The organism is Streptomyces sp. NPDC050988 (assembly GCF_044456225.1).
Lineage (GTDB): Bacteria > Actinomycetota > Actinomycetes > Streptomycetales > Streptomycetaceae > Streptomyces.
The window spans coordinates 118,598-140,421 of the sequence record NZ_JBITFQ010000009.1 but is presented as its reverse complement, the minus strand read 5'-3'; the positions used below and the strand labels follow the sequence as shown (position 1 = coordinate 140,421).

Annotated in this window: 16 protein-coding genes and 1 pseudogene; 5 read left to right on the top strand and 12 right to left on the bottom strand. The window is 71.1% G+C overall.

The window, feature by feature from the left end; translation table 11 throughout:
- Positions 1-18 precede the first annotated feature (18 nt).
- From ACIBEI_RS21475 to ACIBEI_RS21460, 4 genes and pseudogenes are all read right to left on the bottom strand, one after another.
- Positions 19-1,908 carry a glycoside hydrolase family 76 protein gene (locus ACIBEI_RS21475; protein ID WP_398891054.1) on the bottom strand — a complete coding sequence of 630 codons (1,890 nt, stop codon included), beginning with the start codon at positions 1,906-1,908 and terminating at the stop codon, positions 19-21.
- Between the two features lie 103 nt (positions 1,909-2,011).
- Positions 2,012-4,307, bottom strand: a pseudogene (locus tag ACIBEI_RS21470) (AbfB domain-containing protein).
- A 214-nt stretch (positions 4,308-4,521) separates the two neighbouring features.
- Positions 4,522-5,994 (bottom strand): glycoside hydrolase family 76 protein, encoded by a 1,473-nt coding sequence (locus ACIBEI_RS21465; RefSeq protein ID WP_398891052.1) that lies wholly within the window; start codon positions 5,992-5,994, stop codon positions 4,522-4,524.
- 295 nt (positions 5,995-6,289) lie between these two features.
- Positions 6,290-6,754, bottom strand: coding sequence for a TetR/AcrR family transcriptional regulator (locus ACIBEI_RS21460; protein WP_398891050.1), 465 nt, complete (start codon positions 6,752-6,754; stop codon positions 6,290-6,292).
- A 3-nt stretch (positions 6,755-6,757) separates the two neighbouring features.
- On the opposite strand from ACIBEI_RS21460, the gene ACIBEI_RS21455 reads away from it, so the two are divergent.
- Together ACIBEI_RS21455 and ACIBEI_RS21450 are read left to right on the top strand one after the other, a co-directional pair.
- On the top strand, positions 6,758-7,204 hold the full coding sequence (locus ACIBEI_RS21455; RefSeq protein ID WP_398891048.1) for an LLM class flavin-dependent oxidoreductase: 447 nt from the start codon (positions 6,758-6,760) through the stop codon (positions 7,202-7,204).
- Positions 7,205-7,365: 161 nt separating this feature from the next.
- Positions 7,366-7,596 carry a hypothetical protein gene (locus ACIBEI_RS21450; protein WP_398891046.1) on the top strand — a complete coding sequence of 77 codons (231 nt, stop codon included), beginning with the start codon at positions 7,366-7,368 and terminating at the stop codon, positions 7,594-7,596.
- 84 nt (positions 7,597-7,680) lie between these two features.
- On the opposite strand, the gene ACIBEI_RS21445 is transcribed toward ACIBEI_RS21450, so the two are convergent.
- Together ACIBEI_RS21445 and ACIBEI_RS21440 are read right to left on the bottom strand one after the other, a co-directional pair.
- Entirely contained in the window at positions 7,681-8,931 is a 1,251-nt protein-coding gene (locus ACIBEI_RS21445; RefSeq protein WP_398891401.1) for a lactonase family protein, read from the bottom strand.
- Between the two features lie 219 nt (positions 8,932-9,150).
- Entirely contained in the window at positions 9,151-10,596 is a 1,446-nt protein-coding gene (locus tag ACIBEI_RS21440; protein ID WP_398891044.1) for a hypothetical protein, read from the bottom strand.
- Positions 10,597-10,709: 113 nt separating this feature from the next.
- Between ACIBEI_RS21440 and ACIBEI_RS21435 the strand changes: the two genes are divergently transcribed.
- Positions 10,710-11,987, top strand: coding sequence for a molybdopterin-dependent oxidoreductase (locus ACIBEI_RS21435; protein ID WP_398891042.1), 1,278 nt, complete (start codon positions 10,710-10,712; stop codon positions 11,985-11,987).
- A gap of 316 nt (positions 11,988-12,303) precedes the next feature.
- Here ACIBEI_RS21435 and ACIBEI_RS21430 read toward each other — a convergent pair whose 3' ends face one another.
- From ACIBEI_RS21430 to ACIBEI_RS21420, 3 genes are read right to left on the bottom strand one after another with little or no spacing between them, the layout of a single operon-like run.
- Positions 12,304-13,083: a class I SAM-dependent methyltransferase gene (locus tag ACIBEI_RS21430; RefSeq protein ID WP_398891040.1), complete on the bottom strand. Its 780-nt coding sequence runs from the start codon at positions 13,081-13,083 to the stop codon at positions 12,304-12,306.
- Entirely contained in the window at positions 13,080-13,697 is a 618-nt protein-coding gene (locus ACIBEI_RS21425; RefSeq protein ID WP_398891038.1) for a DUF2064 domain-containing protein, read from the bottom strand. Before ACIBEI_RS21425 ends, ACIBEI_RS21430 begins: the two co-directional genes overlap by 4 nt.
- A complete protein-coding gene (locus ACIBEI_RS21420) occupies positions 13,694-14,416 on the bottom strand; it encodes a glycosyltransferase family 2 protein (RefSeq protein ID WP_398891036.1) in 723 nt (240 codons plus the stop codon). Before ACIBEI_RS21420 ends, ACIBEI_RS21425 begins: the two co-directional genes overlap by 4 nt.
- Positions 14,417-14,543: 127 nt before the next feature.
- Between ACIBEI_RS21420 and ACIBEI_RS21415 the strand changes: the two genes are divergently transcribed.
- Positions 14,544-15,362: a response regulator transcription factor gene (locus ACIBEI_RS21415; protein WP_398891034.1), complete on the top strand. Its 819-nt coding sequence runs from the start codon at positions 14,544-14,546 to the stop codon at positions 15,360-15,362.
- Positions 15,363-15,364: 2 nt separating this feature from the next.
- On the top strand, positions 15,365-16,477 hold the full coding sequence (locus ACIBEI_RS21410; RefSeq protein ID WP_398891032.1) for a sensor histidine kinase: 1,113 nt from the start codon (positions 15,365-15,367) through the stop codon (positions 16,475-16,477).
- Between the two features lie 30 nt (positions 16,478-16,507).
- Here the strand turns inward: ACIBEI_RS21410 and ACIBEI_RS21405 are convergent, their stop codons facing one another.
- From ACIBEI_RS21405 to ACIBEI_RS21395, 3 genes are all read right to left on the bottom strand, one after another.
- Positions 16,508-17,509: an NAD-dependent epimerase/dehydratase family protein gene (locus ACIBEI_RS21405; RefSeq protein ID WP_398891030.1), complete on the bottom strand. Its 1,002-nt coding sequence runs from the start codon at positions 17,507-17,509 to the stop codon at positions 16,508-16,510.
- A gap of 90 nt (positions 17,510-17,599) precedes the next feature.
- Positions 17,600-19,108: a SulP family inorganic anion transporter gene (locus tag ACIBEI_RS21400; RefSeq protein ID WP_398891028.1), complete on the bottom strand. Its 1,509-nt coding sequence runs from the start codon at positions 19,106-19,108 to the stop codon at positions 17,600-17,602.
- A 524-nt stretch (positions 19,109-19,632) separates the two neighbouring features.
- Positions 19,633-21,819 carry an MMPL family transporter gene (locus ACIBEI_RS21395; protein WP_398891027.1) on the bottom strand — a complete coding sequence of 729 codons (2,187 nt, stop codon included), beginning with the start codon at positions 21,817-21,819 and terminating at the stop codon, positions 19,633-19,635.
- Between the last annotated feature and the right edge of the window lie 5 nt (positions 21,820-21,824).

Below are 21,824 nucleotides of genomic sequence, written 5' to 3'. Positions count from 1 at the left end.
TATATCCGGTACAGGAGTTCACCGCCGGGCCGAGGGACCTTCCGCGGCCGTCAGCGCACCCAGCGCGCTGGCCTGGGTGCGCCAGTCCGACGGGTTGGGGGCTGTGCCGGACCAGCGCTGGCCCAGTCGGTTGAGGCGGTCCCGGTCGGTGCTCCAGATCGAGTCGGCCTGCTTCGTCACATAGGCCCGGTAGGAGGCGGACCCGGTGGCGTCCGCCAGGTCGGCGAAGTGCCGCATGAAGATGCCCTTGAACTGTTTCTGGTTGTCGTCGCAGGAACCCGTGCCGACGTCGCAGGACTCGGTCAGGACGCCGCCGCGGGTCAGCGCCGACGAGGACATCGCGGCGTCGGCCAGGCGCTTGGCCGTGTCCAGATACCTGCTGTTCCCGGTGGACCGCCACAACTGGGTGAAGCCGCCGATGGCGAGGCCCTGGTTGTAACTCCACACGGTCTGGCCGTTGTTGCCGCAACTTCCGTTCAGCCCGTCGTTGACCAGACCGGAGGAGTTGATCAGTCCGCTGCCCAGGTACCAGTTGGCGGCCGTGGTCGCCCGCGCGCCCCACACGGTGTCACCGGAGATCCGCTGATGGAGAGAGGTGGTCAGCCAAAGGTACTGCCCGTTGGTGACGGCGTTCTTGTACGTGCGCTCCCGGTCCCACCACACACCACCGCCGCAGGTGTTCGGATCCCAGTACTGGTGCACGTAGTTGGCGATCGTCACGGCCTCGTCCAGGTAGCGCCGGTCGCCCGTGTAGTCGTACGCCGCCAGCCAGGCGATGGCCCACCAGCCCGCGTCGTCGATCGCACGGCTGATGAAGTGCCCCTCGATCGGGTCCGAACTGCGCACGCCCGCGGGGAAGACGCCCCGGTTCTGCTCGAAGGTACGGGAGATCGCCCAGTCGTAGTCGTGCCGCCCGGTGCGTTCGGCGAAGTCGATGACCGAGGTGATGGCGACGGCCGAGTTCCACCAGCTGCTGCGCCACCAGCCCTCGTTGGTCTGGTACGAAGCCATCAGCGCGTCCGCCCCCGCACGTGCCCGGGTCGGTGCGGGCCTGGCCCAGGCGGTGCAACTGCCCTCCTGGTGGGAGGCCTCACGGCCACAGGCGCGGACGGCCCCGCCGTACAGCAGGCCCTTTGGGTCCCGGGTGGCGAACATGGCGGTTCGGGTCGAAGTTGCCCCCGACGGCACGCTCGTACGGCCGAGGGAAGCGCCCTCGGGCCAGCTCGCGCCGGCGTCCCAGGAGCGGTCGAGCCAGATCTCGTCGCCCGCGCCGCCGCTTCCGACGACGCCCCAGGCCATGCCGTTGCGCTGGTCGACATGCAGGCTGATGGTGCGCCCGAAGAGGGTGGTCGACGGTACGGGGGTGTCGTCGCCGGACGCGGTGGCGGGGTCGGCGCCGTCGCAGAACGAGCCGTCGCAGACCTTCGGGTACGCCCAGTCGGTGCAGGTGACACCGCCGGCGTCACCGCAGGCGCGGATCCAGCCGCGCCGGTGCCCCACCGGGTCGGAGATGTTGTACATCAGCGTGCGGGTGCCGGTCCAGGTGCCGGGGATGCTCGCCTTGCCGAGCACACCTTCCCAAGTGGCGCCCCGGTCCCAGGACCGGTCCAGCCAGACCGACTCGCCCGTCGTGCCGTTGTCGATGCTCGCCCAGGCCATGTTGTCCGGGTCGGAGACGTGCAGCCGGACGATCCGGCCGTTGATGGTCTTGCTCGGCACCGGGAAGGTGTCCTGCTGTGCCTTCGAGGGGTCCAGGGTGTCGCACGCCAGGGCACACACCGGCGTCGCGGCATGGGCGGCTGGAGCGGGGAGGGCGACGAGGCCGGTCAGGGCCAGGATCAGGGCGAGGAACGGGGTGAGCAACGGGGTGAGGAGTCTGCCGAGGACCGGGTGGGGCCGCGCTGACATGACGTACCGCCAATCCGTGAGGGCCGTGCGCGGAAGGGAGGGGGTGGCCGCCCGCGGAGGGCGGCCACTTTGAAGAGCGCCTGCTGTACGGGAGCGGTCGTGCTCAGGGAGCCCAGGGTGCCGAGACCGCCCAGGTGGTGTCCGGGACGAAGCTCGCCGGGTTGTCCCAGGTGTGCGTGCCGCCCTGCTGGGCCAGCCAGAGTTCCGAGTTGATGTGCCGCAGGTACTGGCGGGGGAAGCCGGACGCCGACAGCCGGATGCCGCCGCTGCCCTGCACCGGGCACCAGGTCGCGTCCTCCTTGTAGAGCGTGGAGTTGTCGTTCGCGTCGCGCCGGACGCGGAACTCGCGGTGGCGCAGGTACTCGCCCGGGTAGTTGCGGGACTCGAAGGAGTAGCAGAGCCGGTTGGCGAGACCCGGCTTCACCTTCCAGGTGGCGTCCTCCTTCAACAGGGCCGTGCTGCCCGAGGTCACCACCTCGGTAAAGCCGAGCCCGTCCTGGTGACGGAGGTAGCGGTCGGTGTAGCCCGGAGTGGTGACCCGGATCGACACGTACTGCTCCACCGGCAGCTTCACCGTCGGTCCGACCGTGCGGGACGCCGTGATCAGCGCCTGGTTGGCCGCCCGGACGCGGGCCTCGTCGACCTTGACGATCTGACGGTCGTAGGTCAGCAGGCCGTTGGCCTCGTTCTCGACGTCCGTGATCTGGGTGTAGACGGCCGCCGACAGGCCGCCCGCGGGCATCGAGTTCTCCCGGATGCCGTCGAGCAGCCCCACCAGGCGGTCGTTGAGGGCGGACAGGCTCGGCTGGTCCTCGTAGCTGAACCCGCCGCCCGGATACCACTCGTGACCGGAGACCCGGATGCCCAGACCGCCGTACTCGCCCAGCACGGAGGCGCGTACCGACTCCGTCGGCGTGTTGCCGGGACCGACGTAGTTGTGGCTGTCGACCACGTCGCCGTTGCCGCCGTCCTGGGCGCCGCAGCAGTTGACGCCGCTCATGTTGTCGACGAGGCGTGAGGGATCGTACGACTTGACCATGTCCGCGATGCGGGCCTGGTCGTACTGGCCCCAGCCCTCGTTCTGGTTGACCCACAGGATCAGCGAGGGCGAGCTGCGGTGCTCGTCGATGACGGCGCGGTACTCGTACTCCCACTGGGTGCGGGCCGCGGCGGACGGGCTCTTTCCGCTGTCCATGGCGGGCATGTCCTGCCACACCAGCAGCCCCAGGCGGTCCGCCCAGTAGAACCACCGCTGCGGCTCGACCTTGATGTGCTTGCGGACCATGTTGAAGCCGAGGTCCTTGTGCTTCTGCAGGTCGTACCTGAGGGCCGCGTCGGTGGGAGCGGTGTGGAGGCCGTCCGGCCAGTAGCCCTGGTCCAGGGTGCCGCTCTGGAAGACGAACGACCCGTTGAGCACGGGGCGTTGGACACCGCCCACGTTCCGCACCGCGATCGACCGCATGCCCGCGTACGAGCCGACCCGGTCGGCGCCCGCGCTGCCGGAGAGCTCAGCCGTGACGTCGTACAGGAACGGATCCTCCGGCGTCCACAGGCGGGCGTTGGGCACCGGCACGGAGAACTGCCGGCCGACCGCGCCGGTGACACTGCCGGCCTGCGTGCCGCCGCTGGAGACGGTGACCTTGGCACTCGCGCCGTCGGCCCCGGCAGCGCGCACCGTCACCTGCAGCGTGTTGTCCTGGAGGTTCGGGACCATGTCGAGCCGGGTGATGCGCGCGGCGGCGGTCGGCTCCAGCCAGACCGTCTGCCAGATCCCGGACGTGGCGGTGTAGAAGATGCTGCGCCCGGCGTGCGGGGTGACGTCCTGGATGCGCTGCTTGCCGACGGCCTGGCCGCCGGTCTGCGTGGCGTCGTACGCGGACACGACGATCGTGTTGGTGGCGCCGCCGTTCAGCAGCGGCGTGATGTCGTACGAGAAGGAGTCGTAGCCCCCTCGGTGGACGGCCCCCGGCCTGCTGCCCGTTGACCCAGACCGTGGTCTCCCAGTCGGAGGCGCCGAAGTTGAGCTGGACACGGCGGCCGCTCCAGCCGGACGGGACGGTGAAGGTGCGCTTGTACCAGAGCTTGTCGTTCTCGGTGATCTTCCGCTGGATGCCCGAGAGCGCGGACTCCGGTGCGAACGGCACCCGGATCTGCTCGCCGAACGACGACGGCTGACCGGCGTCGCGAGACGTGACGGCGAAGTCCCAGATGCCGTTGAGATTGGCCCAGTCGGGGCGTGTGAGCTGCGGTCGTGGATACTCCGGCAGCGGGTTGTCTACCGGTACCTGGTCGGTCCACGGCGTCGTCATCGGCGCGGGCTTGGGGGTCCAGGCCGCCGCGGCGGCACCGGCGGGAGCCGTGCCGGAGGCGAGGAGGCCGGTGACGGCGAGTGCCAGCACCGTGGCGGCGGTCGTGACGCGCCGCCAGGTCGGTATGGGTCTCAGCACGGTGATCGCTCCAGTGTCTCGGTGGCGCACGGAGGAACGCCGCCCGCAGGACGGTGGAACTTGTTCAACACGAGAGAACTTGCTGCACGACTACCACAGCATTCACCCGGCCAATTGTCCAGACCAATTGCAGACAACGTTGTCGGACGTTCGATGAACTCCCGCCTCATGGCGCCGCGTTGAGCAGGTCGAGAGCGCTCTGCTGCCGTGCCGCGTCCAGCTTGTCGACCGGGCCGAACCAGCGCAGTCCGTATTGGTCGAGGGCGTTCCGGTCGCTCGTATGGGCACGGTCCGCCTGGCGTTGGAGGTAGCCGGTGTACGGGTGGTCCGGCAGCGCCGAGTTGAGCTTGCCCAGACCGCGTACGTGCGCGCCCTTGAAGGACGGCCCGTCGCCGCCGCAGTCGCCGCCCTCGCACGGATCGCGCAGGATGCCGTCGGCGGTGTGGAGCGAGGAGGTCGTGGTCGCGGCGTCGGCGATCTGCCGTGCGCGGGTGAGGAGTTGACCGTCGGCGGTCGCCCTGTTGAGCTCGGTGAGTGCGCCGAGCAGGACACCCTGGTTGTACGACCAGACGGCCTGGCCGTTGTTGCGGCAGGTGGACAGGTCGACTCCGTCGTTGACCAGGTTCGAGCCGTTGATCATGCCGGTGCCCTGGAACCATGACCACCCGGCCCGGGCCCGGTTCACGTACGTCGTGTCGCCCGGGATGCGGTTGTGCAGGGCGGCGCTGAGCTGGATGTAGAGGGAGTTGGCGATGGCGTTCTTGTACGTCTTCGCCGTGCTCCACCACACTCCGCCGCCGCAGGTGCCATCCCAGTACGCGGCCATGTGGTCGGCGTCGGCGCGGGCCGTGTCCAGATAGCGGCGGTCGCCCGTCAGGTCGTACGCGGCGATCCAGGCGAGCCCCCACCAGCCGGTGTCGTCGATGTACTCGTTGCGGAACTGCCCGTCCTTGGCGTTGAGGTTCAGGTCGTACGTGCGGGAGATCGCGTACGAGTAGCTGTTCATGCCCGTCACCCGGATGTTGTCGACGAGGGCGTTGAGGGCGTTGGCCGAGTTCCACCAGCCGGTGGTGTCGAACAGGCCGGTTCCGTAGTTGTAGAAGGTCATCAGCCCGGTGGCCGCGGCGGTGCGCCGGTTGCCGGCGTTCCATGTGGTGCGGGCCCACGGGGTGCACGCGATCTCGGTGCGGTCGCCGGCCTTGCCGCAGGCGCGCAGGGCGCCGACGCCGCGGTTGTTCCAGTCGTCCACGTTGAACATGAGCGTGCGCCAGCCGCGTTGGCCTGCCGGGACGGTCGTGTCGCCGAGCTTGCTGCCCGAACTCCAGGTGCGGCCGCCGTCGAAGGAGCGGTCGAGCCAGACCTCGTCGCCCGGGTTGCCGTTGCCGATGGACGCCCAGCCCATCGCGTCGGTGTCGTCGAAGTGGAGGGCGATCGACCGCCCGTGGACGGCCGCCGTGACCGGAGTCCGGTCGTCGGGGGAGAGAGCGGGGTCACGGGCGTCGCAGTACTTGTTGCAGATGGTCGCCGCGGCGGCGGAGCCGGTGGCGGACGCCGACTGCGGGGCGAGTCCCGCGAGCAGGGCGAGGGCGAGGACCGCGGCCGACCGTCTGGGGATTCGGAGTCTTGGAAGGAGAGTCATGGGGCCTCTCTGTCAGGGCAACGCCCCTGATCCTTGCCGTGGAACCGGTCTTGTTCCTTCGCGGACGACACCGGTGCGAGCGAAGGCCGGGGCTGGGGGAATGAACATGAGAGCGCTCTCGGAAGGTAGTGAGGGGGAGGAGGAGCGTCAACGGTGCCGACGCACAAGGGAGTTGAACGTGGGACAAGGAGGGCATCCTCCACGGCAGCCGGGAACCGTCGGACAAGCCCGACCGGCCTCGTGCCCGACCGGCCTCGTGCCTGGTCGGCCGTGGCCCGGCGCCCTGGTTCTTCTGTCAGCGGCGGCGAATCCCGTCGAGCATCATCTGCAACAGCCGGGTCCGCCGGTCCGGGTCGGGCGGCAGCTGCCCGTCGACCCAGGCAATGGCCCCGGCCAGATGCCGTACGTCGTCGGCGTCGACGTCCGCACGGAGTGAGCCGGCTTCGGCTGCGCGGCGGATGAGCGCCGTGCCTGCATCGATGGAAAGCCGGCAGGTGTCGCTCTCGTGAACCGGTGTGCGAGCGAGGGCCTGGGCCAGGCCGTCGTACATGCCGCACTGCTCGATGTAGGCCTCCAGCCAGCGGTTGACCGCCTTGAGGGGGTCGGTCTCGTCGAGCAGTTCGACGCCGAGCCGGTGCAGATCGGCCAGACCTTCGGTGATCACCGCCAGGATCAGGTCGTCCCTGCTCGGAAAGTGGCGGTACAGGGTGCCGGGGCCGACTCCGGCCGCGCGTGCGACATCGTCCAGCGACGCGGTCACGCCGTGACGGGCGAACGCGTCGCGGGCGGCCTCGATCACCGAACGCCGGTTGCGTACTGCTTCGGCGCTCTATGGATCCCCGACTCTGGCGGCTCGGTGCTCGAATCGGTGGAGAACCTGCTCAAGGCCACCGAGCGCACGACGATCGCCACCGGCGTCCTCAACCTCTGGATGCATGACCCGGCACAGGTCGCCGCGGCCTACGCCGAACTGCGAGAAGCCCACGCCGACCGATTTCTGCTCGGCATCGGCGTCAGCCATGCGGCGGTGGTCGACGCGTCGCTGGAACCCGGCCGGTACCGGAAGCCGCTGGCCGCGATGCGCACGTACCTGGACGACCTGGACGCCGCGCCCGCCCAGGTGCCCAGCGACCACCGGGTCCTCGCCGCGATCGGCCCGAAGATGCTGGCCCTGTCGGCCGAGCGGGCGGGGGGGCGCATCCCTATCTGATCCTCCCCGACAGCACCCGCGAGGCCCGCGAGATCCTCGGGACCGGACCGCTGCTGGCGCCGGAACAGACGGTCGTCCTCACTGATGACGCCGACGAGGCGCGCACCATCGGCCGGGAGTTCCTGATCGGCTACCTGTCCTTCGCCACCTACGCCAACAAGATGCTGCGGTCGGGGTTCTCCTCCGACGACGTGGAGACCGTCAGCGACCGACTCGTGGACGCGTTGGTCGTGTGGGGTGACGAGGACGCCATCCTCCACCGTGTCGACGAACACCTGGACGCCGGCGCCGACCATGTCGCTCTCCAGGTGCTGACCGGCGACATGATGGAACTCCCGATGCGGCAGTGGCGCCGGCTGGGAGCCGCATTCGGCGACCGGCGCGCGAAGTGAAACCTGCCGGGGCGCCGACCCGTCTCTTCGGGCCAGTGCCTCGGACACCACCACAAGGCTCTCGGCGACGGTCGTGGCCCCGTGTCAGACGGCGACGATGCCCTCCATGCCGGACTCGTCGAAGGCGGGCAGGCCCTCGGCTGTCGTGACTTTGGTGAGGGCGCCGTCGGACTCGACGCGGAAGCCGTCGACGGTGCCGGACACGGCGTTCTGGACGTAGACGAACTTCTCGTCCTCGGTCACGGCGAGATCGATCACGCCCTGGGACTTGGCGGAGGGCGGGGTGGCGACACCCACGTCGTTGGTCAGGGCCAGCTTGCCCCGCTTGTCCATGCGGTACCCGGTGACGGTGGAGTTCCCGGTGTTGCCGCCGAAGAAGTAGTCGCCCGCGCGCTCCAGCCAGCAGAGGGTCTCCTGGCCGCTGGCCAAGGGTTGCTGAAGGACCTTCAGCTTGCCGTCGCGCCGCACCGCGTACGTGGTGACGGTGGACTTCTCGGCCTCCGCGACCAGCATCCGCTTCCCGGTCCTGTCGAAGCTGATCGCGAAAGGTACGCCGCCGACCGACTTGTTGACGACCGGTTCGGCGACGGCCGGCAGTCCGTCGCGCTTCATCGGGAAGACCTCGACGGTGTTGTTGCCTTTGGTGGTGACCATCAGGCTGCGGCCGTCCGGGGCGAACTCGACCTGACCCGGCGAGGTGTCGAACCGGGGTATGTCCTCGTTCTTGAGGCCCAGGGAACGGTAGGACCCCTTCAAGGGCTTGAGCCCCTGACTGGTGATCCTGAAGCCCTGGACGCTTCCCTCGCCGCCCGCGTTCATCACGTACGCGATCCCGTCGTGCACCGCCAGGCCGGACGGGAACTCGCCGCCGGAGTCCACGACGCGTCGGTCCCGCAGCTCTTGCCCTTCGACGCGGAAGGACGTCACCGTGCCGCTGCCCGCGTTGACGGCCAGCAGCGTGCCCGAGGCGTCGTCGTGGACGAGCGAGCCCTGGGAGGCGAGCGAGTCGGTGGGCGCGTCGACCTGGTCACCGCCCCGGCCACCGGTCGCATACCTCCCCGAGGGGCTCAGCCTGCCGTCGTCGCCCCGCGCGAACACATGGATGGTGTTGCCGTCCAGCTCGTTGCCCTGGACGAACACGGCGTGGTCGGCCCCGGCGGTGCTCCCGGAGTACTGGCCGGCCGAAGCCAGCGACACAGCCACCGTGGCCGCCCCGGCGATGGCCAGGGCCCCGCCGCCGATCACGATGCGCCGTGTCCTGGACTTCACCCGGTGACCTCCACCCATGCCGGCGGGTCGGCTCCTGCGGCGGTCGGTCTTGCGGCTGCTGTGCATGTTCACGTCCCGTTCCTCTGTTTCTGCTGTTTCTGCTGTTTCCGCGCGGTGCGGTCCACGGTTGTGGGTGACACCAGAGTGGACAGTGGGAGCGGTGTGACGATGCGGAACAGTCGCCGCGTCAGACTCTTGTAAGAGTCCGGGAGTCTCCTTGAAGACGCCGTGCGACGTGCTCTCCCGCAATGGCCGCCGAGGCGGCCCGGTGCGCCGGAATCGAAGTCACCACCCCGTCAGCAGCAGGTGGTTGAGAAGCAGGGCGAGCGCTGCCTGCGCCGCGAGCCAGGCGCGGGGGCGGGTCAGGAACGCGCACGAGGCCAGTAGCCACATGGCGAACGGCAGCCAGATGCGCTCGGTCTCCGCCTTGCTCATCCCGGACAGGTCCGCGACGAGCAGAGCGGCGGACGCGGCGGCGACCAGCACGGCGAGGCGGAGACCGGCGGAGGTGCCGGGCATGTCCGCCCAGGGCAGGATCCGTCGGCGCAGGGCAGAGCCGACCCGTGCGGAGGCGCCGCGGTGGTCGGGTGCCCGCCCGCGCGGAGGAGCGTCGAGGGGGGAACGTGCCCCGAGCCGTGGCGGGGTCTTGAGGAGCTTGGCGCCGGTGCGGCGCAGGCCCGCCACCGTTGCCGGGCCCACGATCAGGACCGTGCAGGCGAGGTTGGCCCACACCCAGTAGCCGTAGGGCCGGATGCCGCCGGCTCCCTGGTAGTAGCGCTCAACGAGCAGGTGGTACGCCTCCCACCAGTCGAAGCCCGCGAGGGTGAACACGACGGGGACGACGGCGACTCCGGCAAGGGCGTAGGGCAGGGGCCTGGTTCGTAGCGGGCCGAGCAGCAGGACGGCGCCCGCGAGCACGGCCAACAGGGTGAGCCCGTAGGAGAGATAGCAGGTGAGGCCGAAGAGGAGGCCGGAGGCGAAACCGGTGAGCCGCGGCCGGTGTCCGGTGACCGCGAGGGCGAGGAAGGCGATCGTCCAGGCGGCGACCGCCGCGAAGTAGCCGTCCGCGGACGTCCCCATCCACACCGCGGCCGGCGCCATCACCAGGAACGGCGCCGCCCGGCGCGCGAGTGCCTCGTCCGCGAGCGCCCGCACGGCGACCAGGACCGCCACGCACGCCGACGCACCGACAGTGATGCAGAAGGCTCCGGCCCAGCCTCCGCCGCCGAGCCCAGCCCGGTCGAGCAGGACGAACGTGAGCGTCGCCGCCGGAGGATGGCCCGCCACATGCGGGGGCCAGTGATCGGGGGAGTGGAGCAGGATGTGGCCGGTGAAGTCCCGCAGCGTCGCGGGGATGTCCTGGAAGCGGTCGATGACCTGCAAGTACTCGTACCTGGTCGTGAGTCGGACCGCGATACCGCGCTGCCAGCCGTCGATCAGCGCCAGTGACCACGTCCACGCCATGGCCGTACCCCAGGCGACACCCAGCAGGGCGCGCCACGGCAGCCGGGCGGCCACTCGCGGCCCGTACGCCACGACGCCGACCGCGACGACGAGCGCCGCAGGGGTGCCGGGGCCGAAGTGGGGTCCCCAGTTGGCGTAGAGGGGTGGCCAACCCACGTGCAGGGTGCCGTGCTCCCGCTCGATCGCGGTGCCGACCAGCGCGGCCGCCACGACGAGCAGCGCGGCGGCCGCGGTCGCGTACAGGTCTCGGAGAAGATCACGGGTCACGGGGGAACGCTAGGCCGAGGGGACCGTGCCGAGGCCGATGCGCGTGCGGACGTCAGCGTTTCGTCATGTGTCGAGGGCCCCTTTCCGCAGGTGCGGCGGCCTACGGTCGGCGCATGTCACGGTTGCACACCCCGCCTGCCTCGCCCACATCCCCCGGTTTCTGGCGCAGTCCCGTACGAGGTCCGTGGTTCACCTCGGTGCTCGGTGTCGTCCTGCTCGGCGGGATCACCGCGCTGTTCGTCACGGGGCTGCTGTCGTACGCCGCGTACAACCCGGACCTCTCGCCGGTGAACGACAAGACCCCCGACAAGGGACTGCTCGGCTTCTACCTCTTCGCGTGGCCGACACAGCCGCACTGGCTCTACCGGCTCACCCAGGGCATCCATGTCACGCTCGGCATCACGCTCGTCCCCGTCCTGCTGGCCAAGCTGTGGTCGGTCGTTCCGAAGCTGTTCGCGCTGCCGCCGGCCCGCTCGCTCGCGCACGCCCTGGAGCGGATCTCCCTGCTGCTCCTCGTCGGTGGCGTGCTGTTCGAGTTCGTGACGGGGGTGCTCAACGTCCAGCTGGACTACGTCTTCCCCGGCTCCTTCTACCCCCTGCACTTCTATGGCGCCTGGGTGTTCTTCGCCGGGTTCGTGGTGCATGTGGTGCTCCGGGCTCCCGCCGCCGTACGCAATGTCCGTCACATGCGGGCGGGGAAGGGTCCGCAGGAGGAGGTGGGCGGGGAGGCGGACTTCCCGCTGGTCTCCCCGCGGCCGGCCGAGCCCACCGTGTCCCGGCGTGGCGCGCTGTGGTTCGTCGGCGGCGGTTCGCTGCTGCTGTTCGGGACCACGGCCGGACAGAACTTCGACGGTCCGCTGCGGCGCACCGCCCTCCTGGCGCCGCACGGTGGCGCCGAGCCGGGCAGCGGTCCCGGCGGCTTCCAGATCAACAAGACGGCCTCGTCCCGGGGGATCAGAGTTGCCGAGACGCGCGAGGACGTGTGGCGGCTGGTCCTCACCGGGCCCTCCGGGACCGTCCGGTTGAGCCGCGCCGAACTGCTCGAACTGCCGCTGCGCAGTTCGGCGTTGCCCATCGCCTGTGTGGAGGGCTGGTCGACAGGCGACCAGTGGTGGCGGGGCGTACGGCTGCGGGAACTCGCCGTTCTCGTCGGGTACGAGGCGGACGCGGCCCCCGACGTCATGGTGGAGTCCCTCCAGCGACACGGCGCCTTCCGCAAGGCCGCCCTGCGGGCCAACCAGGTGCGTGACCCGCGTTCCCTGCTCGCCCTGGACGTCAACGGCGAGCCGCTCACCCCCGACCACGGCTACCCGGCCCGGATCATCGTGCCCGCGGCGCCCGGTGTGCTCAACACCAAGTGGGTGGCCCGGATGACGTTCGGAGACCTGTGATGCGCAGAGCGTTCCCTCCGCTCGGCAGCCCGCTGCAACTGCTGCTCCTGGCCTGCTCGTTCGCCCTCGCCGGATACGCGGGTGTGCGTCTGCTCTCCGACGACTGGCTCGGGGTGACGCTGTGGTTCGTGGGCGTGGCCGTGCTGCACGACCTGGTGTTCCTGCCGTTGTACGCGGCCATGGACCGGGCCGTCACCGGAGCGCTCGGTACCGTCGGCCGCCGGACCCGGACCCTGTACGTCCGGGTGCCGGCGGCCTTCTCCGGGCTTCTGCTGCTGGTGTGGTTCCCGTTGATCAGCGGCCGGGTCGCGGACGGCTACGAGTCCGCCACCGGCCTGTCGGCGGACGGCTTCCTCGCCCGCTGGCTGCTGATCACCGCCGTACTCTTCGGCGGTTCCGCCCTGCTGCTGGTGCTGCGGCTGCGCAGGGAGACGAAGCAGCGGCCACCGGTCGACCACTGATCCACGGTGCGCCAGCCCAGCGGGCGGGCGTACCGCAGCAGCGCCCGGGTGCCGAGCCGGGCCCAGGGGAAAGCGGCGCCGGTGGCCCCCTGGGCGCCGGTGCCGCGCACGATGCGGACGTCGGCGCGCTCGTCCACGTCCACCGGAACCGTCTCGGCGATCAACAGGCCGCCGGGCAGCAGCAGTTGGGCCAGCCTGCGCAGCAGGGCGCGTGGGTCGCCGCCGATACCGAGGTTGTCGTCCAGGAGCAGGGCGGTGTTCCAGCGGCCCTCGCCCGGCAGGGGTTCGAAGACCGAGCGCCACAGGGCAGGCCCACCGAGGCCCAGGGTGTGCTCGACGGCGGCCCCGCTGACGTCGATACCGAGCGTGGTCCGGCCCCGGGCGGCGAGTTCCGTGACCAGCCTGCCGGGCCCGCACCCGACGTCGAGGACGGCACCCTCGCACCGGTCCAGGACCTGCCGGTCCACGGAGTCGGCCCGCGCACACCACCGCTCGACATCCAGCGGCAGCAGCCAGCCGTCGCCACGGCGCAGGAAGAGCGGACCCCGGCCGGCCCGGAGGGCGTCGGCGTAGGGGTCGGCCGACCAGCTGTGCTCGGCGGGGTCCCGCGCCATCACCTCATGCGCTGTGCTCATCGGCGGCCCGCCGTCCGTAGCCGCGCCAGTTCCGCGGCGAAGCAGCCGTGCGGCGCCAGGGCGGCGACCGCCTCGGCGTCGGCGGACGTGTCCACGTCCCGCAGGCGCGGCAGGTCGCGCACCCGCAGACCGGCGGCTACGAGCCGGGCGCGCTGGACGGCTCCGGTGCCGGGCGTCGACATCGGAACCCCGCGCAGCAGCTCGGGATCCGGCTCCGCCAGCCCGAGCGCCCAGAAGCCACCGTCCTCGGCCGGGCCGAAACAGGCGTCGTACCCGTCGAAGTCCACGGGGAGCAGGCCGGGGGTGACCTGAGGTGTGTCCATCCCGATGAGCAGGGCCGGTCCGTCGCAGTCGGCGAAGGCAGCGGCCAGCCGCTCGTCGAGCGCACCCGCACACTGCGGTACGACGTCGAAGCCGGGCGGCAGCCAGGGCCCGGGTCTCCCGTCGAGAACCAGGATCCGGCGTCGGGCGGGCGCCGCGGCCACCGCGCGCAGGGTGTCGGTGAGGGCCGCCTCGGCGAGTGCCGCCGCCTCCTCGGGTGTGAACGGCGGCGTGAGCCGGGTCTTCACCCGTCCCGGCCGCGGTTCCTTGGCGATGACGAGCAGGGTGGTCACCGGCGGGATCCTCCTTGTGCCTGGGGTGTGGCCGCTGCGGGTACGGCCGGGCGCTCGGCCAGGACGCGGCTCATGTCGCGTACCGCCTGCCAGGTGCCACGCCAGGTCCCGGTCACCTTCGAGGCACCGGACCGCGGCAGATACGGGACGTCGTGCTCGGTGACGCGCCAGCCCGCGTCGGCGGCGCGCACGACCATCTCCAGCGGATAGCCGCTGCGCCGGTCGGCGAGGTCCAGGCCGAGCAGTGCCTCGCGGCCGGCGGCGCGCAGCGGACCGAGGTCGTGCAGGCGCAGACCCGTGCGTCGGCGCAGCATCAGCGCCAGTGCGAGATTGCCCGCCCGGGCGTGCACGGGCCAGGCGCCCCGGCCCCGCGGACGACGCCGCCCGAGCACCAAGTCGGCCGCGCCGCCCCTGACTTCGGCCACGAACGGCACGAGCAGGGCCGGGTCCAGCGAGGCGTCGCAGTCGCAGAAGCACACGATGCCGGCCGTGGCCGCGGTCAGTCCGGCATGGCAGGCGGCGCCGAAGCCGCGGCGCGGTTCGTGGACGACGGTGGCGCCCAGGTCCCGGGCGATGTCCGCCGAGCCGTCGGTGGAGCCGTTGTCCACGACGAGGGCACGCCAGCCGGGCGGAATGCGGGCGAGTACCCAGGGCAGTGCCTCGGCTTCGTTCAGACAGGGGAGGACGACATCGACGTCCTCGGGTGTGGAAGAGGTCATCACGGCTCTCACCCTACGAACGCGAACTGGACATATCGGGCTTCGGCTCCTTACGAAACACGGACGTCAGGGCCGACGGGCCACTCGGAGAGCGACGGTCACGGGCATGCGGTGCGAGGCTGGCCGTATGGAACAGCAACCGTACGAGCCGGTGGCGGACGCCTCCGCCGACAGGCGGACCGGGACGGCACGCGTCCTCGTCGTCGACGACGACCCCACGGTCGCCGAGGTCGTCTCGGGCTACCTGGATCGCGCCGGGTACCTGGTGGACCGGGCCGAGGACGGTCCGACCGCCCTCGCCGGCGCCGCCGCGCACTGGCCGGACCTGGTGGTACTCGATCTGATGCTGCCCGGCATGGATGGCCTGGAGGTGTGCCGCCGGCTGCGCGGCCGTGGACCCGTGCCGGTCATCATGCTCACCGCCCGCGGCGACGAGGACGACCGCATCCTCGGTCTCGAGGTGGGGGCGGACGACTACGTGACCAAGCCGTTCAGCCCTCGGGAGCTGGTGCTGCGGGTGGAGTCGGTCCTGCGCCGCACGCGGCCCGTCGCGGGCACGCGTTCCCACAGTGCGGCCGGCCTCACCGTCGACCCGGCCGCGCGCCGCGCCACCAAGAACGGCGGCGAACTCGCCCTGACCCTGCGCGAGTTCGACCTGCTCGCGTTCTTCCTGCGGCATCCGGGCCGGGCGTACAGCCGCGAGGACCTGATGCGGGAGGTGTGGGGCTGGGACTTCGGAGACCTCTCCACCGTCACGGTCCACGTCCGGCGGCTGCGCAACAAGGTCGAGGACGATCCCGCCAGGCCCCGCCTGATCCAGACGGTGTGGGGCGTCGGCTACCGATTCGAAGCCGCAGGTCCTTCTGGTTCCTCCGGTTCCTCTGGTTTCTCTGGTCCGTCCGATCCTGCCGATCCTGCCGGCCCTTCCGGCCAGGGTGAGGAGTGATCATGCGCGACACCCTCCTCATCGCCCTGTACGCCTTCCTCGGCGCCGGCGCGGCCGGGCTGCTCGGGGCGGGGACACTGTGGATGCTGCGCCGCCGCTCCTTGACCACCTCCCTGACCGTGGTGGCCGCCGTCGCGGTGACCGCGATGCTCGCGGGCACCCTGGCCGTGGCGCAGGCGATGTTCCTGTCCGCGCACGACCTGTCCGTCGTGACGACCGTGGTCGCGATGGCGGCCGTCGTCTCGCTGGCCGCGGCGCTGCTGCTGGGCCGCTGGGTGGTCGCCCGGAGCCGCGAACTCGCCCTCGCCGCCCGCTCCTTCGGCGACGACGGCGACTTCACGGCGCCCCACGGCGCGGCCACCGCCGAACTGGCCGCGCTCAGCCGCGAGTTGCAGGCCACCAGCGCGAAGCTCGCCGATTCCAGGCAGCGTGAGCGTGCCCTGGAGGCCTCCCGCCGTGAACTCGTCGCCTGGATCTCGCACGACCTGCGCACCCCGCTCGCGGGTCTGCGCGCGATGGCCGAGGCGCTGGAGGACGGTGTCGCCGCCGACCCGGACCGCTATCTGAAGCAGATCCGCACAGAGGTCGAACGCCTCAACGACATGGTCGGCGACCTCTTCGAACTCTCCCGCATCCACGCCGGCAGCCTGGCTCTGTCACTCTCCCGGATGTCCGTCTACGACCTGGTCGGCGATGCCCTCGCCGGGGTGTATCCGCTGGCCCGCGAACACGGGGTGCGACTCGTCGGGGACCGCGTCGAGCCCCTGCCGGTGGAGGTGGACGGCAAGGAGATGAGCCGGGTGCTCGGCAACCTCCTGGTCAACGCGATCCGGCGCACCCCCGCGGACGGAACCGTCATGGTGGCCGCCGAACGATTGCCGGACGGCGTGGTGCTGTCCGTGACGGACGGCTGCGGTGGCATCCCCGAGGTGGACCTGCCCCGCGTCTTCGACACCGGCTGGCGCGGCACCCATGCCCGTACCCCACCGGCAGGGGCGGGTCTGGGCCTGGCCATCGTCCGCGGCATCGTGGAGGCCCACCAGGGCCGGGCCACCGTACGCAACATTCCCGGTGGTTGCCGCTTCGAGGTGGTGCTGCCCGCGGCCGCTTCCTGAAGCGGGCAGCACCACCGGTCCAAGGGGGAGCTACGCGCCCCGCATCCCGGCCCGCGCGAACTCCCGCATGCCCTCCGCGAAACCGACCTCCGGCTTCCATCCCAGCTCCGCCCGCAGCCGGGACGAGTCGGCGGTGATGTGCCGCACGTCGCCCAGCCGGTACTCGCCGGTCACGACCGGCTCGGGCCCGCCGTACGCCGCGGCCAGCGCCCCCGCCATCTCTCCGACGGTGTGCGGCTCACCGCTGCCGGTGTTGTACGCGGTGAGCGCTCCCACGGCCGAATCCGCCTCCAGCGCCGTCGCGTTGGCCGCGGCCACGTCCCGTACGTGCACGAAGTCCCGCCGCTGCCGGCCGTCCTCGAACACACGCGGGGCCTCGCCCCGGGCGAGCGCCGAACGGAAGAAGGAGGCGACCCCGGCGTACGGCGTGTCCTGCGGCATCCGGGGCCCGTACACGTTGTGGTAGCGCAACGACACCGCCGAGCCACCCGTCGAGCGCGCCCACGCGGCGGCCAGATGCTCCTGGGCGAGCTTGGTCGTGGCGTACACGTTGCGCGGGTCCGCCGGCGCGTCCTCCCCGACCAGCCCGGGCGACAACTCCTCCCCGCACACCGGGCACCGCGGCTCGAAACGCCCGGCCGCCAGGTCGGTGACGGCCCGGGGCCCGGGCCGTACGACCCCGTGCCGCGGGCAGGTGTACCTGCCCTCGCCGTAGACCACCATCGAGCCGGCCAGCACCAGGCGCCGGACGCCCTTGTCGGCCATGGCGGTGAGCAGTACGGCCGTGCCGAGGTCGTTGCGGGAGACGTACTCCGCCGCGTCGGTGAACCCGTTGCCCAGCCCGACCATCGCCGCCTGATGACACACGGCGTCCACACCGGACAGAGCCCGGGCCACAGCCTCGTGGTCCCGCACGTCAGCATCCGGGTGATCACGAACGTCGAAGACGACGGACTCGTGCCCTCGCGCCTGAAGCGCCTCGACGACATGGGACCCGATGAACCCGGCACCGCCGGTGACCAGTACTCGCATGCGCCCACGTTAGGGCGGCACAGCCGCCCGACCCCCCGGCCGCGCCCACCACGTCACGAGTCCGTAAGACGACGCGCTGCCCGCCGGTCGTCATGTCCCAGCTGTGAGTTCGCCGCTGAGTGTCTTGTGGATGTGAGCGCTTGGCCCGTTCAGCCCGATGATCTCGACCGTCTTGCCGCGCTGGGCGTACTTGGTCTCGATGGCGTCCAGGGCGGCGACGGAGGAGGCGTCCCAGATGTGGGCGGCGGACAGGTCGATGACGACCTTGTCGGGGTCGCCCGCGTAGTCGAACCGGCCGACGAGGTCGTTGGAGGAGGCGAAGAACAGCTCGCCCGTGACCCGGTAGACGACGGTGGCGTTGCCGGGGTCGAGGGCGGCGGTGACCTCGGCAAGGTGGGCGACGCGCTTGGCGAAGATGACCATCGCGGTGACAGAGCCGGCGACGACGCCGATGGCGAGGTTGTGGGTGGCGACGACGCAGGCGACGGTGACCACCATGACGGTGATCTCCCCGGCCGGCATCCGCTTGAGTGTCTTCGGGGCGATGGAGTGCCAGTCGAAGGTCGCGAACGACACCATGACCATCACCGCGACGAGTGCGGCCATGGGGATGTCGGAGACGACCGGTCCGAAGACGCTGCACAGCACCATCAGGAAGGCACCGGCGAGGAACGTCGACAGGCGGGTGCGGGCGCCGGAGACCCGTACGTTGATCATCGTCTGGCCGATCATGGCGCAGCCGCCCATGCCGCCGAAGAAGCCGGTCACGATGTTGGCGATGCCCTGCCCGATGGACTCGCGGGTCTTGGAGGAGTGGGTGTCGGTGATGTCGTCGACCAGCTTCGCCGTCATCAGCGACTCCATCAGACCGACCAGGGCCATCGCGAGAGCGTACGGAGCGACGGTGGTGAGGGTGTCGAGGGTGAACGGCACGTCCGGCAGCCCGGGCACCGGCAGGGCGGACGGCAGGTCGCCCTTGTCACCCACGGTCGGCACCGCGATCCCGGCCGCGAGTGTGATGACCGTGAGGATGACGATGGAGACCAGTGGCGCCGGGATCACCGAGGTGACCTTCGGGAAGAACACCATCAGCGCCAGCCCGGCGACGAGCAGCGGATAGACCGGCCAGGGCACGTTCGTCATCTCCGGCACCTGTGCCAGGAAGATGAGGATGGCGAGGGAGTTGACGAAGCCGACCATCACGCTGCGCGGCACGAACCGCATCAGCCTGGCCACCCCGAGCGCGCCGAGGACGATCTGGAAGACACCGGCGAGGACGACGGCCGCGACCAGGTGGCCGAAGCCGTGTTCGCGGTTGAGCGGGGCGATGACCAGGGCGACGGCACCGGTGGCGGCGGAGATCATCGCCGGTCGGCCGCCGACGATCGCGATGGTCACGGCCATCGTGAACGAGGCGAACAGGCCGATGGCCGGCTCGACCCCGGCGATGATCGAGAACGAGATCGCCTCCGGGATCAGCGCCAGGGCAACCACCAGACCGGCCAGCACCTCGGTGCGCAGCACCTTCGGATCGGACAGCCATGACGGACGTCGGGAGCCACGCAGCCGGGCGGCCGGAGACAGTGCGGGGGAGGACAAGACGAGAGGAACCTGTCGTGCTCGGGCACACCCGGCATCACGGCGGGCGCACAAGTAGGAATGGAGAGCCGGGGCGGTCCTCCACGAGATCCGCGAGTGGCGCGGACCGAGGTCAGGGGGCAGCGGCGACGCGACCGGAGCGGGAATCGGGCGCTGCTTGCGGTCGGAGGGTCATGGCGGGCAGGAAGCGGCGCCGGGCATGACGGACATGCGCACGCTCTCTCCTGCGGACAACGGTCTTCGCCGGGGGCTTCGTCGGCCCCGACACGGCTGACGGCCACGGGACGGTATCCCGCGCCATGCGAACGGGCACGGCAAGCAGCCGCCCCGACACCGGCACAACCCTACGCCTGATGGCCAGGGCGGAGGAGTTCGCGGCCACACCGGGGGAGCGCCCGACACGGAGTACGTCCGTGCCGGGGCGGCCCTGACCGGGCGGCGGGGCGCAAGATCCGACCACTGAGGAGTCGGCTGCACCCCGCTGCCACAGTGAAGAGTCAGGTCGGCGCGTATGTGCCGTGGCTTCAGCTGATCCGGGCAGCGGGGGCCGGTGCGGGCTCGGGCGGCGGTGGGGCGCCGTCGCTCTCCACGGTGACGCGCGGCAGCCGCCGGTCGAGCCGGCGGGGCAGCCACCACGCGGCGCGCCCCAGCACTGCCATGGCCGCGGGCACCAGCACCATGCGGACGATCGTGGCGTCGAGCACGATGGCCGTGGCCAGCCCCAGGCCCATCATCTTGACGAGTGGCGAGGGGTTCGCGACGAAGCTGAGGAACACCACCGTCATGATCAGCGCGGCGGAGGTGATCACGCGGCCCGTGACCGCCATACCGCGGGCCACCGACTCGGTGGGGTCACCCGTGGCGTCGTACTCCTCGCGGACGCGGGAGAGCAGGAACACCTCGTAGTCCATGGACAGGCCGAAGAGGACCGCGAAGAAGATCGTCGGCAGGGGTGAGGCGATCGGCATGGTCTCGTGGAGGTTGAACAGCCCTCCCAGCCAGCCCCATTGGAAGACGGCCACCACGACGCCGTACGCGCCCCCGATGGACAGCAGATTCATCAAGGCGGCCTTCAGCGGTACCGCGACGGAGCGGAACACCAGCATCAGCAGCAGGAACGACACCACGAGGATCGCGGCGATGAACACCGGGAGGGTGTCGGCGAGTTGACTGGTGAGATCGTCGGTCATGGCGGTCAGGCCCGACACGGCGACGTTGTCGGGGATGATGCCGCGGATGCGTTCGAGGGTGTCGGAGGTCGCGGCGTCCGCGGGGGCGGTGGTGGGAAGCACGGGCAGGACGACCGTGTCACCCGCCGTGGAGAACCGGGGCTCGCCGAGCGACGCGATGCCGGGGTCGTCGGCGACGCGCCGCGACAGTCCGGGGATGCCCTCGGCGTCCACACCGGGGCTGTTCAGGTCGGCGACGATGAGCAGCGGGGCGTTGAAGCCGGGACCGAAGCCCTCCGCCAACAGGTCGTAGGCACGGCGGTGGGTGGTGCTGGTCGCGTCGTTGCCCGCATCGGGGAAACCCGTCTCCATGCGCAGCGCCGGTATCGCCAGGGCCAGCAGCACCGCGGACCCGGCCAGCAGGTACGGCCACGGCCGGCCGGAGACGCGGTGCGCGAACCGCCACCACGCCGTCTTCTCAGGGGTCGCGGGGTTCTCGGACTTCTTGGCACGGCGCGTACGCAGGCCCCGGTGCCGCCGCTCCTTGTGGATGCGGTCACCCAGCAGGGACAGCAGGGCGGGCAGCAGCGTCAGGGCGGTCGCCACGGCGAACAGCACGACCAGCGAGGTGCTCAGGCCGATCGAGGTCAGAAAGCCCAGGCCGGTCAGCGCGAGCGCGCTCATCGCCACCACCACGGTGCCGCCCGCGAACAGAACGGCCGCACCGGACGAACTCATGGCGTTCGACAGCGCGGTGGCGTTGTCCTGGCCGGCCGAGCGGTTCTCCCGGCAGCGCGCCACGATGAACAGGGCGTAGTCGATACCGACACCCAGGCCGATCATCGCGCCGATCGTGGGCGCGGCGGTGGACACGTCGGTCGCATGGGCCAGCAGCGCGATGCTGCCCAGGCCGGCTGCCACGGCGACCAGGGCGAGCGCCACCGGGACCAGCGCGGCCACGATCGTGCCGAACGCCACCACCAGGATGACCAGGGCGGTCAGCAGTCCGGCCGCCTCCGCGCCCGAGGTCGGCGTCTCGGCGTTGATGAACACGGCATCGCCCCCGAGTTCGGCGTCGACGCCGTCGCCGCGGACGGGTTCGATCGCGTTGTTCAGGGCGTCGATCTTCCCGGGATCGACCTCCATCGGCGGTACGTCGAAGGCGACTTGGACGAAGCCGATCCGTCCGTCGGGCGAGACCGTCCCCGCGGTGAAGGGATCGGTCACCGTGGCGACGTGTTCCACCTCGGCGATGCGGTCGACGGCCGCCTCGACGGCAGGCCGGTGGCGATCGATCCGCTCCCCTTCCGGCACGGCGAACACGGCGACGGCGCTGCCGCCGGACGCTTCCGGGAAGCGCTCCTCGAGCAGTTCCATCGCCTTCTCGCTCTGGCTGCCGGGAGCGACGAGATCGTCGACGAACGAGCCGCCGACCAGACCGGCGAGAGGCAGGACCAGCGCCAGGGCGGCCACCCAGGCGGCGATGGTCACCCATGGTCGGCGGGCGCTCGCGTCGCCGATACGGCGCGTGAGTCGATTCATGGCTG

Bases quoted from the DNA above. Each gene is read 5' to 3' on its own strand.
- ACIBEI_RS21475 (WP_398891054.1), bottom strand. From the start codon at position 1,908: ATGTCAGCGCGGCCCCACCCGGTCCTCGGCAGACTCCTCACCCCGTTG.
- ACIBEI_RS21465 (WP_398891052.1), bottom strand. From the start codon at position 5,994: ATGACTCTCCTTCCAAGACTCCGAATCCCCAGACGGTCGGCCGCGGTC.
- ACIBEI_RS21450 (WP_398891046.1), top strand. From the start codon at position 7,366: ATGCTGCGGTCGGGGTTCTCCTCCGACGACGTGGAGACCGTCAGCGAC.
- ACIBEI_RS21445 (WP_398891401.1), bottom strand. From the start codon at position 8,931: ATGCACAGCAGCCGCAAGACCGACCGCCGCAGGAGCCGACCCGCCGGC.
- ACIBEI_RS21435 (WP_398891042.1), top strand. From the start codon at position 10,710: ATGTCACGGTTGCACACCCCGCCTGCCTCGCCCACATCCCCCGGTTTC.
- ACIBEI_RS21430 (WP_398891040.1), bottom strand. From the start codon at position 13,083: ATGAGCACAGCGCATGAGGTGATGGCGCGGGACCCCGCCGAGCACAGC.
- ACIBEI_RS21420 (WP_398891036.1), bottom strand. From the start codon at position 14,416: ATGACCTCTTCCACACCCGAGGACGTCGATGTCGTCCTCCCCTGTCTG.
- ACIBEI_RS21415 (WP_398891034.1), top strand. From the start codon at position 14,544: ATGGAACAGCAACCGTACGAGCCGGTGGCGGACGCCTCCGCCGACAGG.
- ACIBEI_RS21410 (WP_398891032.1), top strand. From the start codon at position 15,365: ATGCGCGACACCCTCCTCATCGCCCTGTACGCCTTCCTCGGCGCCGGC.
- ACIBEI_RS21405 (WP_398891030.1), bottom strand. From the start codon at position 17,509: ATGCGAGTACTGGTCACCGGCGGTGCCGGGTTCATCGGGTCCCATGTC.
- ACIBEI_RS21395 (WP_398891027.1), bottom strand. From the start codon at position 21,819: ATGAATCGACTCACGCGCCGTATCGGCGACGCGAGCGCCCGCCGACCA.